The sequence below is a fragment of the Photobacterium sp. TLY01 genome (assembly GCF_021432065.1).
In the GTDB taxonomy this organism is placed as follows: domain Bacteria; phylum Pseudomonadota; class Gammaproteobacteria; order Enterobacterales; family Vibrionaceae; genus Photobacterium; species Photobacterium halotolerans_A.
The window spans coordinates 2216605-2231854 of the sequence record NZ_CP090364.1; the positions used below are offsets into that span (position 1 = coordinate 2216605).

A 15250-nucleotide genomic window follows, 5' to 3' on the forward strand; every position below is an offset into this window, starting at 1 on the left:
GACCCGCTCAGGGCTGCGCGCGTTTCATCATGACGATCTGCTGCACCAATTGCTGAATCTGTGGGTTACCCGGCAGCAATTGTGACAACTTCTGCGCGTAATACAGCGCGTTATCATAATCTTTGTGCATCAGATAATTCTGCACCAGGGTATAGTGCACATCAGGATTGGCAGGTGCCTGTACCAGCGCCCGATGAAGATAGGTGGAAGCGACCTGATACTGCCCTTGATCCTGTAACAGTAAACCGTAAGTATAGAGGTAGTTTATTTCTTCTTGCGAATTATCAACGGCTTGTTTCAGCGAAAGCAGTGCCTTGTCTTTTCTGCCGCTCCTTACCCAACTCATCGCCAGCGCATAATGTACGCTGGCTTCCTCCGGCTGTACCGCCAGGGCTTGTTCAAGCACGGCACGCACCTGCAGCTCATTGCCGGCACGACGGTAAACTTCAGCCAGATTGACATAGGCCGGTGCGTAAATCGGCTCGACATCGATCGCGGTTTTAAAATATTGCTCGGCGGCCTGGGAATCCCCCATCGCCAGCGCCAGATTGCCCAGGTTGGTATGGGCAAACCCGCGATCCGCATTGTAAAGCTGTATTTGCCGGTAACTGTCCAGCGCCTGCTCAAGCTGCGTCTTTTGATCTGCACTGAGCTGAGCCGCATGAGGCAAGGTCAGCATCGGGGCAAGCGCACGCGCCGCATTGGCTCTGATCGGCATATGCTGATCGGCCAGTAACGGTGACAGAATGCGGAAACGATCCGCCAGAGGGTACTGCGCGGTGGCTGCAATCGTTGCCTGACGTTTCAAAGGTTCGTCATCGCGAATTGCGCGCACAATGGCTACCAGCGAGTTTCTGTCCGGATAGTTTTCCATTCTTTCAATGGCCGATGCCCGAACAATATCCGGTAATTGATTGTCCTGCGCGATACGGGTCAGCTGTTCCGAAGCCGAAGGCACGCCCTGATCGGCAGCCTGGAAAGCCAGCGAGAAATGATCAAGATTTCGGTGCGAGGATGCCGGATACCAGCGCTCGACCTGCTGCTTCGCCCAGGTTGCGCTCTTATCCTGATGACAGGCATTACAGGCATTCGGCGCAGCTGTCTTCACGGACAGATCCGGCCGGGGAACCCGAAAGCTGTGATCGCGTCTCGGGTCAATCTGCATATAGGTGGTGGCAGGCATGTGGCAATCCACACACTGACTGCCTGCGCTGTTGGTTGCGTGTTGATGATGTTCGGTTTTATCATAGGTTTCTGCATTATGGCATTGGGTACAGGTTTGATTTGCGGGCAACACCAGCTCTCCGGAGTGGGGGTTGTGGCAATTGGTACAGGTGACGCCCGCCTGATACATCTTGCTCTGCAGAAACGATCCCCAGACATAGTTTTCATCCCAGACTTGTCCATCCACATGATAAAGCTCAGGGGTCAGCAGCGCTCCCTGGAAGTGCTGTGAAAAATCCATCGGGCCGGTTCGGTCTGCCAACTGAGTACGCCTCGCATGACAGGAAGCACAGACTTCAATTTGCTGGCTGGCTTGTAAGGGCGCCGCGGGCTGCATTTTTCTGTCCGCCTGCTGATAAAAGAGCGGTGTTTTTTTCCCTATGTTCTGCGCAAAACCTTTGTTACTGATGTCCGTGTTTCCGGCCGCCCAGGCAAGATGCTGCTGAGGCTCACCATGGCAGGCCTGGCAACTGACATTCACGGCACTATAGGTCGACTGATAGGTTTGCGTATGTTGATCATAGCGCTTTTCGAAATTGGTGGTATGGCAGTCGGCGCACATCTGGTTCCAGTTCTGCCCCATCTGCGTCCAGTGAAACGGATCATTGGCTTGCTGATCCGGATGGAGATCGAACCAGCGCTGTCCGCCTTGCGCTTTTTCTCGGCTATCCCAGGCAAAAGGTAAAAACTGAATTTTCCCGCCGCCAACTGAAAACGCATATTGCTGCAGCGGATAATAACCAAAAGTGTAGGCCACTTTATATTCGGTACGCTGCCCTGAAGGTTCAATAATATCAATCAGATATTCTTTTTCTCTCTGCCGTAATTGAAAAACGGTTTCATCTTTTTGAAACCTTATGCCGTCAAATTCAGCCAAAACATCAGCGCTATTTGCGTGAGCCATTGCATGAAAGTGATGTGAGCTTTTCCATTGTTGCACTTCATTTTCGTGACATTTCACACACTGAGTGTCTACATTATTCTGAGACACAGCATCAAAAGAGAGAGCTAGTATGCTCAGAAAAAAAAGTGCGCTTGTGACAAAACATTGCTTCATAAAAAAATACTTACTTTCGACTGGTTAATATCTGTATAGCAATTAAACTTAATATTCACAATAAGTTACCGTTAGGAAAACCACCGTCAGCAAAAGAGCAACACATACTGCGATGTAAACATAAACCAAGTTTTTTAACCCGTGGCATTTGCCGTACAAAGGAGGTTATTTTGATTTCTCTTAAGTCAAAAATAACAAAGCTTATGGCTATTATCGGGGTTGCCTTTGGTGCAACCAGTGTCAGTGCAGCAGAAAAACCGAATATACTCGTGATATGGGGAGACGATATTGGCGTTCATAATATCAGTGCTTATAACCACGGTATTATGGGATACAAAACCCCGAATATTGACCGCATCGCAAAAGAAGGCGCGATGTTTACCGATGCCTATGGTCAGCAATCTTGTACCGCTGGCAGGGCGTCATTTATTCTGGGGCAGCACCCGTTTCGCACAGGATTATTAACCATAGGTATGCCGGGTTCTGATCACGGTATTCCTGACTGGTCGCCAACCATTGCTGATTTATTGCATGAGCAGGGATATGTCAGTGGCCAGTTTGGTAAGAACCACTTGGGTGATCAGGACAAACACCTGCCTACTAACCACGGTTTTGATGAATTCTTTGGTAACCTGTATCACCTGAATGCGGAAGAAGAGCCCGAGGGTTATTACTACCCGAAAGATCCTGAGTTTCGCAAAAAATACGGCCCGCGAGGCGTCTTGAAGTCCACCGCTGACGGTAAAGTCGAAGATACCGGTCCGCTGACACGTAAGCGGATGGAAACTGCAGATGAAGAGTTTATGGCTGCCGGTCTGGATTTCATGGAACGCGCCGTGAAGAGTGATAAGCCCTTCTTCATGTGGTTTAATACCACGCGTATGCACGTCTGGACGCACTTAAAACCTGAGTCTGTCGGCACGACAGGAATTGGTCTGTACCCGGACGGCATGGTTGAACACGACAAGTCAGTCGGTACCTTGCTGGACAAACTCGATGAGCTGAAGATTGCCGACAACACGATTGTTGTGTACTCAACGGATAATGGTGCCGAGACGATTTCCTGGCCTGATGGCGGTACCACACCTTTCCATGGTGAAAAAGGAACCACCTGGGAAGGGGGGATGCGCGTCCCTCTGCTGGTGAAATGGCCCAATGTGATTAAACCAGGCACCATCTATAACGACATCATCTCGCATGAAGACTGGATGCCGACCTTCCTGGCTGCAGCCGGTGAACCCGACTTGGTCGAAAAGCTGAAAAAAGGCTATTCCGCCAATGGTAAAGAATTCAAAGTTCATGCGGACGGCTATAACTTTATGCCTTATTTCAAAGGTGAGGTCGAAAAAGGTCCCCGCGACACTATTTACTACTTTGGCGCAACCGGTGAGCTGAATGCGGTTCGCTGGCAAGACTGGAAAATCCACTTTGCGACTCTTTCCGGTGGTATTAATACCGCCGTTCGCGAAACACCGGCCTGGCCTCTGGTAATCAACCTGCGGGCTGATCCCTATCAGAAAGGGGCGCTGGAGTCCGGTATGTATCTGAAGTGGTATGCGGAAAACACTATGTGGCTGTTTGTACCGGTACAGCAAAAAGTCATGGAATTCCTGAAAACCATTCCGGAATACCCATTCCAGCAAGGGTCCAGCCTCAGTGCGAGCAACATCAGTTATCAGACCCTGATGACGCAGGATGCACTGAAAAAGCTTGAAGCCTTGGATGCTCGGGTACCAAGAAACTAACCGTATCAAACTCTGACTCTGCTTACCGCCTGTGCCGGTGGCGTGAGCGAACCATAAAAGACCAGCGTCTCAGTGCGCTGGTCTTTTCTGTTTTCGCCCGCGATGCATATTGATTTCAGACGATCTTCCCCTTTCCACCGGCTTCTTTTCCCATTCCTTGCGAGTGCACCAGGCTGCACCAAAATCATTACATCGCACCAAATCAGTGCACTTATCCCTAAGCACTGGACTTATCATCCCTGATAATTATCAGAGAGATACAGGTATGACTGTTGGTATGAAGCCCAATTAAAACTGGCTCGTTTTTTGCGTTATGCCAGTGTCGTTAAGAAACTGCCCCCAGGCTTCAATCAGCTGACTCAGAAACAGAATCAAAACGTCAAAGAGGATCAACAAAGTATTCATGCCATTCACCGGCATTTAGGGAGTCGATATGTGGATTATTCTCGGTTTAACACTGACTGTGCTGGCACTCACGGCTTGGTATTTCTATAACAAACAGCAGCAGGCTCAGACTGAAGCCCACTTCGATCAGATCCTTGGTCTTCGCCAGCTCATTCAGCTGCTGCGTCAGCACAGACGCTTGTCCCATGACCATCTGATGAAAAATCATCTCATGAAAAACCATGGTGAAACCCTGCCGGTTTTTCCCGAGCAAAATGCCATCCTGAGCCTGAGTCAAGCCCTGCTGAGCCAGACCGGGCTTGAGCAAAAACCCATGTACCGGATTCTGACCCAGCATTTGCAGCAATTAAGCACTGAGTGGCCACAATATTCGATATCACGTAACCAGGCCAATCATGGCAAAAACATTCGTCATGTGATGTATCTGATTGATGACCACTTAACCACCAGCCTGCTGATTGCAGACAAAAGCAGCCTGTTCGAGCAGTATCAGCAGTTCTGGCCGATCACACTGAATGCACTGGATACGCTGGCCCAGTTCCGCTCAACAGTCGCGGTATTTCGCCCGGGTCACACGAAGCAGGAAGTTTTACTGCGCCGGCATCTGCATTTGCTGCAACGCCGGCTGGGGCAAATGAACCTGATGCTCCAAATACCCGGGCCGTCACTGATGGCAGATCAGCTGGAGAATGACCTGACCACGTTGCTGCAATCGGCCAGTGCCAGCAAAGCATGCCGGCTGGCACTGTATAAGTTCTCACTCAGCCTGTCGGATAACATTTTCTATTTGTTTGATGCCAAGTTGACTGAGATTGCCCATGCGCTGGCAATCGAAGATTTCCCGCTCGATATCAGCGCCAGTTTGCAGCCTTTACTGGACCAGGCTGAATCTGAAGCTAACGGTCAGACCCAACTTAAGCTCCAGGCTTGATAAAAATCCAGCCGCGAGGGGGCTGGCTTTCCCTGCGGCAGGTCACAACCTATAAAAAAACCCAGCACGCAGGCTGGGTTTTTCATTTTGACTGTCATCACGGATGATTAACCGATATGGGTCAGACCGCCCATGTACGGACGCAGCACTTCAGGGATTTCAATTCGGCCATCGGCCTGCTGGTAATTTTCCAGCACAGCCACCATAGTGCGGCCAACGGCCAGACCAGAGCCATTCAGAGTGTGCACCAGCTCAGGCTTCTTCTCGCCTTTGCGGCGGAAGCGTGCCTGCATCCGGCGTGCCTGGAAATCACCCACATTCGAGCAGGAAGAGATCTCACGGTACGTATTCTGCGCCGGCAGCCAGACTTCCAGATCGTACGTCTTCATGGCGCCAAAGCCCATATCACCCGTACACAGAATCACTTTACGATAAGGCAGTTGCAGCAGTTGCAGCACTTTCTCAGCCTGACCGGTCAGCTCTTCCAATGCCGCCATGGAATCTTCCGGACGGGTGATCTGAACCAGTTCTACTTTATCGAACTGGTGCATACGGATCAGGCCGCGGGTATCACGTCCATAGGAGCCGGCTTCAGAACGGAAGCATGGTGTATGTGCCGTCATCTTAATTGGCAGCTCAGCTTCATCAACGATGGTATCGCGCACCATATTGGTCAGCGGCACTTCCGCGGTCGGGATCAGTGACATGCCAACGCCTTCTTCCGTCGCAGGCTTGGTATTGAACAGATCTTCACCGAATTTCGGCAGCTGGCCCGTACCGTACAGACTGTCCTGATTGACCAGGTAAGGGACATACATTTCAGTATAGCCATGCTCCTGGGTGTGAAGATCGAGCATGAACTGCGCCAGTGCACGGTGCAGGCGGGCAAACTGACCTTTCATGACGATAAAACGGGAGCCAGACAATTTTACTGCGCTGGCAAAGTCCAGACCTTCAGCCATCTCGCCCAGATCAACGTGATCTTTCACTTCAAAATCGTAAGTCTTAGGTTCGCCCCAGCGAGAAATTTCGACGTTATCGTCTTCGTCTTTACCAATTGGCGCAGACTCGTCCGCAATGTTCGGAATAGACAGCTCAATATCGCTGAGCTGAGACTGTATCTCAGCCAGGGCTTTTTTCGCCTCATCCAGCTCAGCGCCCAGACCGGCAACTTCTGCCATGACTTTATCGGCTTCTTCGTGCTCGCCTTTGCCTTTCAGCTGACCAATTAGCTTCGAGCGGGAATTACGTAAGGACTGCAGTTCTTCCGTTTTCACCTGGATGGACTTCCGTTGCTCTTCCAGGGAACGAAGGGTTTCTACATCAAGGGTATACCCACGGTGCGCTAATTTTTCTGCTGTCGCGTCCAGCTCAGTTCGAAGAAGTTTTGAATCTAGCATGCTAATCCTGTGCTCGTCATAGAATGTTGCACAAAATTTAACCCGTTCGCGGGTTAAATAAGTTGAAATCTGAATACGTTAGAATCCCTAACGCAAGTTGATAAACGATACCCAAAAAGCCTGATTATTGATAGCGTTTCTGCGGGCTTTTTGCGTCCAGTGAGGCCAGATATTCCAGCTTCTCACCAATTTTACTCTCTAAGCCTCGCTCTGAAGGCTGATAGTACTTCCTGCCCTGAAGCTCGGGAGGTAAATAGCACTCCCCTGCCGCATATGCGCCTGGCTCGTCATGGGCATAGCGATATTCTGCGCCATATCCCAGCTCTTTCATGAGTTTAGTCGGCGCATTTCTCAGATGCGGCGGGACTTCATAGTCGGGCAGATTCGCCGCATCCGCTTTTGCCTGATTAAAGGCAGTGTAGACCGCATTACTTTTGGGTGCAGAGGCCAGATAGACAATGGCTTGCGCGATTGCCCTTTCACCTTCATAAGCGCCCACCCGCGTAAAACAATCCCAGGCAGCAATCGCAACCTGCATCCCACGGGGGTCGGCATTGCCGACATCTTCAGACGCGATGGCCAGTAGACGGCGGGCAACATAAAGGGGATCACAACCAGCCTGTAGCATACGGGCATACCAGTATAAGGCGCCATCCGGACTGGATCCGCGAATGGACTTATGCACCGCGGAAATCATGTCGTACCAGAGATCACCTTTGTTATCAAAACGGGTGACCTTCTCACCGGCAACTTCAGCCAGAAGATCTAAAGTGATGACTTTACTCCCCTGATGCGCCTCTGCCATATCTGCCAGCAGTTCCAGGTAGTTCAGCGACATACGCGCATCGCCATTCACCAGCGCCGCCAGGTTTTCTTTCACATCCGGTGCAAAAGTCAGGCTGTCCTCTTTCAAGCCCCGTGTCCGGTCATTCATCGCCTGGTCAATCACAGTCAGGATGTCATCCTGAGTGAGTGACTTGAGTTTATAGACCCGGGCGCGGGACAGCAGCGCGTTATTCAGCTCAAAAGACGGGTTTTCAGTAGTCGCGCCGATAAAGGTCACTGTGCCATCTTCAATATGCGGCAAGAATGCATCCTGCTGGCTTTTATTGAAACGGTGCACCTCATCGACAAACAGAATGGTTCGCCGGCCGGCATGCTGGTTCTGACGCGCTTTATCGATGGCAGCACGAATCTCTTTCACACCCGAGGTCACCGCCGACACACGCTCCACTTCAGCATTGGCATAGTGGGCCGCAACTTCGGCTAATGTTGTTTTACCGGTGCCGGGCGGGCCCCAGAGAATCATGGAGTGCAGATGCCCGGCTTCCAGCGCTCGTCGTAACGGCTTGCCCTGACCGAGTATATGTTGCTGACCAATGTACTCTTCAACGGTTCGCGGGCGCATTCGTGCAGCCAGAGGGCGAAAATCCGAGGAAAAATTGAGACTGAGATTATCCACGCTGACCACCCATTACTAAAAAAGGCGGTATTCCTACCGCCTGATATAAGACACTCTCGTTTTTAACGCAATCAGCGCTTATCGTCCAGTTCTACGCCGGAAGGCGGAGTAAAACTGTATTGCTGACGATCTTGCTTCCCGCGGGCAAACCGGGCAAAGCGAAACTGGCTGAGCTGGCCATCCTGCTCTTCGACGGAAAACCCGCGGACCTGACCGTCCCGGCCGACTGTGACCACAAATTTTCCGGTCGCTGCGGCGCTGTCTTTCGGCGTCAGGGTAAAGGTATCAGCCGTCTGAGCCACATTGTATTTCGCCCAATCCTGATTCTGATTGCGAATCAACAAAACAAATGGTGTTTGCGCGGTCGCATCATCCAGATTCATCGCGGTCACCTGCTCAACCATCGGGGTGTAATACCACAGGGTGCGACCGTCAGACACCAGCAGATTTTCATCCGGGGTGTCAGCATGCCATCTGAACAGATTCGGACGCTGAACCGAAACATTCCCTTCGCCCTCGACCAGCAACTCCCCTTCAGGACTGGTGACCTTCTGAGTGAACGTTGCGCTGAAGGCATCAACTTTGTTCAACCGCTGACTCAACTCCTGCTGAGCGCTGGCAAATGCCAGAGCAGGCAAGAACGCAGCGGCCAGAAGAACGCCCTGAATGGTTTTTGTTATTTGCTGATTTTTCATCATACATCAATCTCCTGCCGGAGCCGGCGCCAGAACTTCTCGGTTACCATTATGGCCCGGAGGACTGACAATACCGTGTGCTTCCAGCTGTTCTACAATACGGGCGGCGCGGTTATAGCCAATTTTGAAACGGCGTTGAACGCCTGAAACGGATCCGCGACGGCTCTCGGCCACAAAAGCTGCAACCTGATCAAAGAGCTGATCAAGATCGTCTTCACCACCGGATGAGGTTTCCCCTGGCAACATAGCTTCCGAGCCCTGATCAGAATTCAGGATCCCATCGATATACTGTGGTTTACCCCGGGCTTTCCAGTCGTTCACCACATTATGGACATCATCATCGGATGCAAAGGCACCGTGAACACGGATGGTGTGACTTTGACCTGCCGGCAGGTACAACATATCACCCATGCCCAGCAGCGATTCTGCCCCCCCCTGATCCAGAATAGTCCGTGAATCTGTCTTGGTTGAGACGGTAAACGCCATACGGCTTGGAATATTGGCCTTGATCAGACCGGTAATCACATCGACCGACGGACGCTGAGTCGCCAGCACCAGATGAATCCCCGAAGCTCGTGCTTTCTGCGCCAGACGAGCGATCAGCTCCTCCACTTTCTTGCCGACCACCATCATGAGATCGGCAAACTCATCCACTATGACCACAATACTTGGCATTTTCTCCAACAGCGGTGGATGTTCGTCCAGACTATCGCCAGGTTTCCACAGCGGATCGTGAATCGGATGCCCGGCGGCAGCGGCTTCTTTGAGCTTGGCATTGTAACCGGCCAGGTTTCGCACCCCTACCGCAGCCATCAGTTTGTAGCGGCGTTCCATTTCACCCACACACCAGCGAAGCGCATTGCCGGCGTCTTTCATGTCCGTGACGACTTCGGTCAGCAGATGCGGAATACCCTCGTAGATAGACAATTCCAGCATTTTCGGGTCAATCATGATGAAACGGCAATCCTCCGGCTTACATTTGTAAAGCAGGCTGAGGATCATCACGTTGACACCTACAGATTTACCAGAACCCGTCGTACCGGCCACCAGTAAGTGAGGCATTTTGCTCAGATCAGCGGCAACAGCCTCACCGGCAATGTCATAGCCCAGCACAATCGGAAGCGGGCCGCGCATGTTCATAAAGCGCTCACTACCCAGCACTTCAGACATATACACGGTTTCACGGTTCTCGTTCGGGAGTTCCAGACCGATATAAGGTTTACCCGGGATCACTTCCACAACCCGCACCGCATAGGCAGACAAAGCACGGGCCAGATCTTTTGCCAGCCCTGAGATGCGGCTTACTTTCACACCGGGTGCCAAATCCAGCTCATAGCGGGTGATCACGGGGCCGGGATAAATCCCGACCACCTTGGCTTTAATTTTGTAATCCGCCAGTTTGGCTTCCACCAGACGGGCGGTATTCTTTAATTCTTCTTCGCTGGTCGGCTGCACATTTTGCGACGGCGGTTGCAGGAGATCCAGGGTCGGCATCGGTGAGGTGGGTTTGGGTAAATCGACGTCTTTTTTCACCAGGAACGGATTATCCAACCCTGCGGCATACGCCTGCTGCTGTTGTGCCTGCTGTGCTTCACGGATCTTGCGCTGGAAAGCCTCTTCATCAGACTCTTCGTCATCAGCATCATCGTCATACTCAGCGTCTGACGCCATACCTGCCCGCTCCAGCTCCGACATCCCATCGTGAACACCGATCTCAATATCCGCCTCACGACCGTCATCCAGGCATTCCTCTTCATCTGACGCCTCTGCTTCCCAGGGAAGATCAGCATCAGGTGCAGCAACAGTATCATCTTGCTCTGACACAGATTCGTACTCAGACATGACGGGTGCTTCACCCACCAGAGACAGATCGCCGATAGAGGGTTCGTCTACCCTGTTCTGCGCCGGCAGATCATCACTGACCACCTGGGCATCGGCCTGACGCTCTTCCGATTCGGCGGCATACACGCTGTAATCGTCATTTTCAGCCAGCTGAGACTGCAAATCATCAATCGTCACACCCGCGATCTCCGGATTGGACCCCAACGGCTGACGGGCTGAAGCAGTTACTGGCTTGCTGCGTTCTGGCATCACAATGGCAGGTTCTGATTGCACGGGTGCGTGTGACGGCGACGATTTCACCTCAGTTTGAGGCGATTGCATTCGGGCGTGTTTCTCAGCAGCCGTATCCGAAACCTGAATGTCGGCCAGCGGTCTTGGAGTATAGGCAATACGCTCTGAACGACGCAGTAAGACGTCATCCTCATCAATGTCGGTCTCGTCCGGATTATTCACTAACCTGGCAGCATAAGCCGTCTGACTTTCGTCAGGAATATCGGCAGCAAAAGGCGTCAGTGTCTGCGGCTGTTCGCCGCGAATTCTATTGAGCAGCCAGCCTAACATCCCTAGGGTGGTCTCCCCGATGCCATCCACCACGCGCAACCAAGAAATACCGGTTAACAGGGTAAACCCAACCGCCCATAAAAACATCAGAACCAGGGTCGTGCCAAGCAGGCTAAACAGCGGCAAAGTCAGATTGGCGACCACATCACCAATCACACCGCCGGAGGAAAAGTACCAGATATCATCAAAGTTCAGATCGGCAAGCCCACAACTGGTCAGAAACAGTAGCAGCAGGCCGAGCAGGCGCGTCCCGTAGATCATGTAGTCCGCAGATTCCCGTTCACCTCGACGACGGAACATGATCCAGGTCACTCCCAGCATCACAAGCGGTAACGGATACGCCAGCGATCCAAAAGTGAAAAAGGCGGTGTCAGCCACCATGGCACCGAAGGCGCCAGCTTTATTCTGCACTGTGCCCTGCCAGGCCGTTTGCGACCAGGAGGGATCAGCCGGGTTAAAACTGACCAGGGCAACCATAAGATACACAGCGGCAAGAATACCGATGATTAAAAAACTTTCCAGCAGGCGCTGTCCGCCTGACAGGCGTATAGGCTGAGTTTTGCCTCTAACTTTCCTCAAAAACTCTCTCCGGTCTTGCTAATACTGGCTGTAAGCCGGGGGTAATCAACGTCCTGTGGGTGACCCAGCTGAATATGCGTTTGTCCGATACAGTCAAGCCACCTCATCAGGCTTGGCGATGTGGCCTATTTTATACCACTTAACAGGGAATGTGACCTGCCTGAGAAAATGTGGGAGCAAAGTAGGAAAACGATGTGAACAACATCATGAACATCCTGATACACCCCGTTGGACAACCTTTCGCTCACGTAGCTTCGCCAAACCCGTTTTAATTGTAGTGGGTTGATAACACAAATAATTCATCTCAATGTCAAATAGATGATGGGATGCTGACTTTTTCAGCAGTTGAGACAAAAAACGCTATGACAGCCACAAAAACAAAACAAGCGGCGCAAGGCCGCTTGGTATTGTCGTAAATCAGACTGGCTCAGGGCCAATTAACGTGTTTTGATCACCAGGTTATTGGTCTGTTTTACTTCTTCCATAACTACATAGGTACGGGTGTCATTCACACCCGGTAAGCGCAGCAGGGTTTCACCCAGCAGCTTACGGTATGCAGACATGTCCGATACACGTGTTTTTAACAGATAGTCGAAATCGCCCGACACCAGATGACACTCTTGAATATCTTCCAGCTCCTGAACCGAACGGTTAAATTGCTCAAAGACATCAGGGGCACCACGGTTCAGGGTAATTTCAACGAAAACCAGCAGAGAGGCATCCAGATATTGCGGGTTCAGCAGCGCAGTATAGCCGCTGATATACCCCTGGCGCTCCAGGCGACGTACACGCTCCAGACAAGGGGTTGGAGACAGTCCAACACGTTTAGACAACTCAACGTTTGAAATTCGTCCGTCCTTCTGAAGTTCGTTCAGAATGTTGCGGTCGATGCGATCCAACTCCTTGGAGGGTTTCTTTTTGGTATCTACCATTTTTTATTCCACCTATTTACTTCCTTGCAAAAAAATATACTACATCTACTAGTTATTTAGTATCAAATACTCTTTTAGTCAAACTATACTGCCATTAGCTCTGTCATTTCAACCTTGTCCATAGCTAACCCTGCTACATAGATCAAGGAGCACAGCATGATCATCGGTGTGCCTAAAGAAATCAAAGACCACGAATACCGAGTTGGCCTTGTTACCAGTAGTGTCAGAGAACTGGTTTCGCTGGGTCATCAGGTACTGATTGAAACCCAGGCCGGAGCAGGTATAGGGTTGTCCGATGCAGATTATCAGTCTGCCGGAGCAACGATTCTTTCGACTGCTTCAGAAGTTTTTACCAGATCAGAGCTAATTATTAAAGTAAAAGAACCCCAGACCGTCGAAAGAGCCATGCTTCGCGAAGGGCAAATTCTGTTCACTTATCTGCATCTGGCCCCTGATTATGAGCAAACAAAGGAGCTGATTCAGAGCAAATCTATTTGTATTGCTTATGAAACGGTAAAAGACAACAAAGGCCGCCTTCCGTTACTGGCGCCCATGTCTGAAGTGGCCGGCAGGATGTCCGTTCAGGCCGCTGCGCAAACCCTGGAAAATTCCCGCGGCGGAAGAGGTTTACTGCTCAGTGGCGTACCCGGCGTAGAACCGGCTAAAGTCCTCATTTTAGGCGGCGGCGTTGTGGGTTCCAATGCCGCCCGTCTGGCGGTGGGGATGCGGGCCGATGTCACTGTGCTGGATCGCAATCTGGATACGCTACGGGCACTGGACTGCGAGTTTCAGGGCAAAGTGAAGTTGCTTTACTCGACCGACGATCTGATTGACCGCCTGGTGCCGGATACCGATGTGATCATCGGCGCAGTGCTGATCCCTGGTGCTGCGGCCCCGAAACTCATCACGGCCGATCACGTTAAAGCTATGAAGCACGGCTCATGCCTTGTTGACGTAGCGATTGATCAGGGCGGCTGTTTTGAGACTTCTCATCCGACCACACATACCCATCCAACCTTTATTGTCGACAATGTGGTGCACTACTGTGTCGCCAATATGCCCGGTGCGGTGGCGCGCACTTCGGCATTTGCGCTGAACAATGCCACATTACCCTACATTATTCAGCTGGCCGGGAAAGGCTATAAACAGGCATTGCTGGACGACCCAGGATTTCTGGCCGGATTAAATGTCATTCACGGTAAAGTGACCTGTCGCGAAGTCGCTGAAGCCTTCAATCTTCACTATACCGATCCGACGGTTGCCCTCAGCATGCACTAACATGTGCCCGTGCTGTTTCGCTGACCTGAGCGCTGAAAACATAGTTTCCGGCGCTTTTTCTTTGAGTTTACGGCACAGCTATGGTCTGCTCTTTCCTTACGCCTGCATTTTCCCTACAATCGATGCCTTATTGATAAGTGACGCTGACTAAGTCTGGAGAAACAATGAGTAACGCAAAACACAGTAAACTACTCATCCTAGGTTCTGGCCCCGCCGGTTATACGGCAGCTGTTTACGCGGCCCGTGCCAATCTCAATCCAGTCATGATTACTGGCATGCAGCAAGGCGGCCAGCTTACCACGACGACAGAAGTTGAAAACTGGCCTGGCGACGCGGAAGGACTGACAGGTCCGGCACTGATGGATCGCATGAAAGCGCATGCTGAAAAATTCAATACCGAGATCATTTTCGATCACATCAACGAAACCGATTTCAGCCAGCGCCCTTTCCTTCTGAAAGGCGATAACGGTGAATACACCTGCGATGCATTGATCATCGCCACCGGCGCGTCCGCTAAATATATTGGTCTGGAATCTGAACAGGCTTTCCAGGGCCGCGGTGTCTCGGCCTGCGCCACCTGCGACGGCTTTTTCTACCGTAATCAGAAAGTTGCTGTAGTCGGCGGCGGTAATACCGCAGTAGAAGAAGCCTTGTATCTGGCAAATATTGCCTCTGAAGTACATCTGATCCACAGACGTGACACTTTCCGCGCCGAGAAAATTCTTATCGATCGCCTGATGGACAAAGTCAATCACGGCAATATCGTCCTGCACACGGATCGCACCCTGGATGAAGTGCTGGGGGATGACATGGGCGTGACCGGTGTACGCCTGAAAGAAACCCAGTCTGATAACACGGAAGATCTGGACGTGATGGGTGTGTTCATTGCGATCGGCCACCAGCCGAATACCGGCATCTTTACCGGGCAGCTGGCCATGGAAAATGGCTATATCAAAGTCCAGTCCGGTTTGGAAGGCAATGCGACGCAAACCAGCGTTCCTGGTGTATTTGCTGCCGGCGATGTCATGGATCACATCTACCGTCAGGCGATTACCTCTGCCGGGACAGGCTGCATGGCTGCACTGGATGCGGAACGCTACCTTGACGCGTTAAACAGCAAGTAAAACTGAAAAGACAGC

At 51.5% G+C, this 15250-nt stretch carries 10 protein-coding genes and 1 pseudogene; 4 read left to right on the forward strand and 7 right to left on the reverse strand.

Annotation, left to right across the window (positions count from 1 at the left end; all coding sequences use genetic code 11):
• Positions 1-7: 7 nt before the first annotated feature.
• Positions 8-2128, reverse strand: a complete 2121-nt coding sequence (locus LN341_RS10555) for a tetratricopeptide repeat protein (RefSeq protein WP_234203260.1) — start codon at positions 2126-2128, stop codon at positions 8-10.
• An 18-nt stretch (positions 2129-2146) separates the two neighbouring features.
• A pseudogene (locus LN341_RS21885) lies at positions 2147-2281 on the reverse strand (hypothetical protein); the annotation flags it as partial.
• Between the two features lie 203 nt (positions 2282-2484).
• Here LN341_RS21885 and LN341_RS10560 point away from each other — a divergent pair.
• Together LN341_RS10560 and LN341_RS10565 are read left to right on the forward strand one after the other, a co-directional pair.
• Complete coding sequence (locus LN341_RS10560) at positions 2485-4026, forward strand: arylsulfatase (RefSeq protein WP_234203261.1); 1542 nt, start codon at positions 2485-2487, stop codon at positions 4024-4026.
• Positions 4027-4459: 433 nt separating this feature from the next.
• Positions 4460-5362, forward strand: coding sequence for a hypothetical protein (locus LN341_RS10565; protein WP_052729826.1), 903 nt, complete (start codon positions 4460-4462; stop codon positions 5360-5362).
• Positions 5363-5469: 107 nt separating this feature from the next.
• On the opposite strand, the gene serS is transcribed toward LN341_RS10565, so the two are convergent.
• The 5 genes from serS to lrp all read right to left on the reverse strand — a co-directional run bounded on the left by serS (position 5470) and on the right by lrp (position 12833).
• Positions 5470-6762 carry a serine--tRNA ligase gene (gene serS, locus LN341_RS10570; protein WP_046218637.1) on the reverse strand — a complete coding sequence of 431 codons (1293 nt, stop codon included), beginning with the start codon at positions 6760-6762 and terminating at the stop codon, positions 5470-5472.
• Positions 6763-6886: 124 nt separating this feature from the next.
• Positions 6887-8224, reverse strand: coding sequence for a replication-associated recombination protein A (locus LN341_RS10575; protein WP_234203262.1), 1338 nt, complete (start codon positions 8222-8224; stop codon positions 6887-6889).
• Positions 8225-8295: 71 nt separating this feature from the next.
• A complete protein-coding gene (gene lolA / locus LN341_RS10580) occupies positions 8296-8892 on the reverse strand; it encodes an outer membrane lipoprotein chaperone LolA (protein ID WP_370643743.1) in 597 nt (198 codons plus the stop codon).
• Positions 8893-8925: 33 nt separating this feature from the next.
• Positions 8926-11901: a DNA translocase FtsK gene (locus tag LN341_RS10585; protein ID WP_234203263.1), complete on the reverse strand. Its 2976-nt coding sequence runs from the start codon at positions 11899-11901 to the stop codon at positions 8926-8928.
• Positions 11902-12338: 437 nt separating this feature from the next.
• A complete protein-coding gene (gene lrp, locus LN341_RS10590; protein WP_027252761.1) occupies positions 12339-12833 on the reverse strand; it encodes a leucine-responsive transcriptional regulator Lrp in 495 nt (164 codons plus the stop codon).
• A 156-nt stretch (positions 12834-12989) separates the two neighbouring features.
• Here lrp and ald point away from each other — a divergent pair, with 156 nt between their 5' ends.
• Together ald and trxB are read left to right on the forward strand one after the other, a co-directional pair.
• Entirely contained in the window at positions 12990-14111 is a 1122-nt protein-coding gene (gene ald / locus LN341_RS10595; protein WP_234203264.1) for an alanine dehydrogenase, read from the forward strand.
• Positions 14112-14275: 164 nt separating this feature from the next.
• Positions 14276-15235: a thioredoxin-disulfide reductase gene (gene trxB, locus LN341_RS10600; protein WP_046218640.1), complete on the forward strand. Its 960-nt coding sequence runs from the start codon at positions 14276-14278 to the stop codon at positions 15233-15235.
• Positions 15236-15250 lie beyond the last annotated feature (15 nt).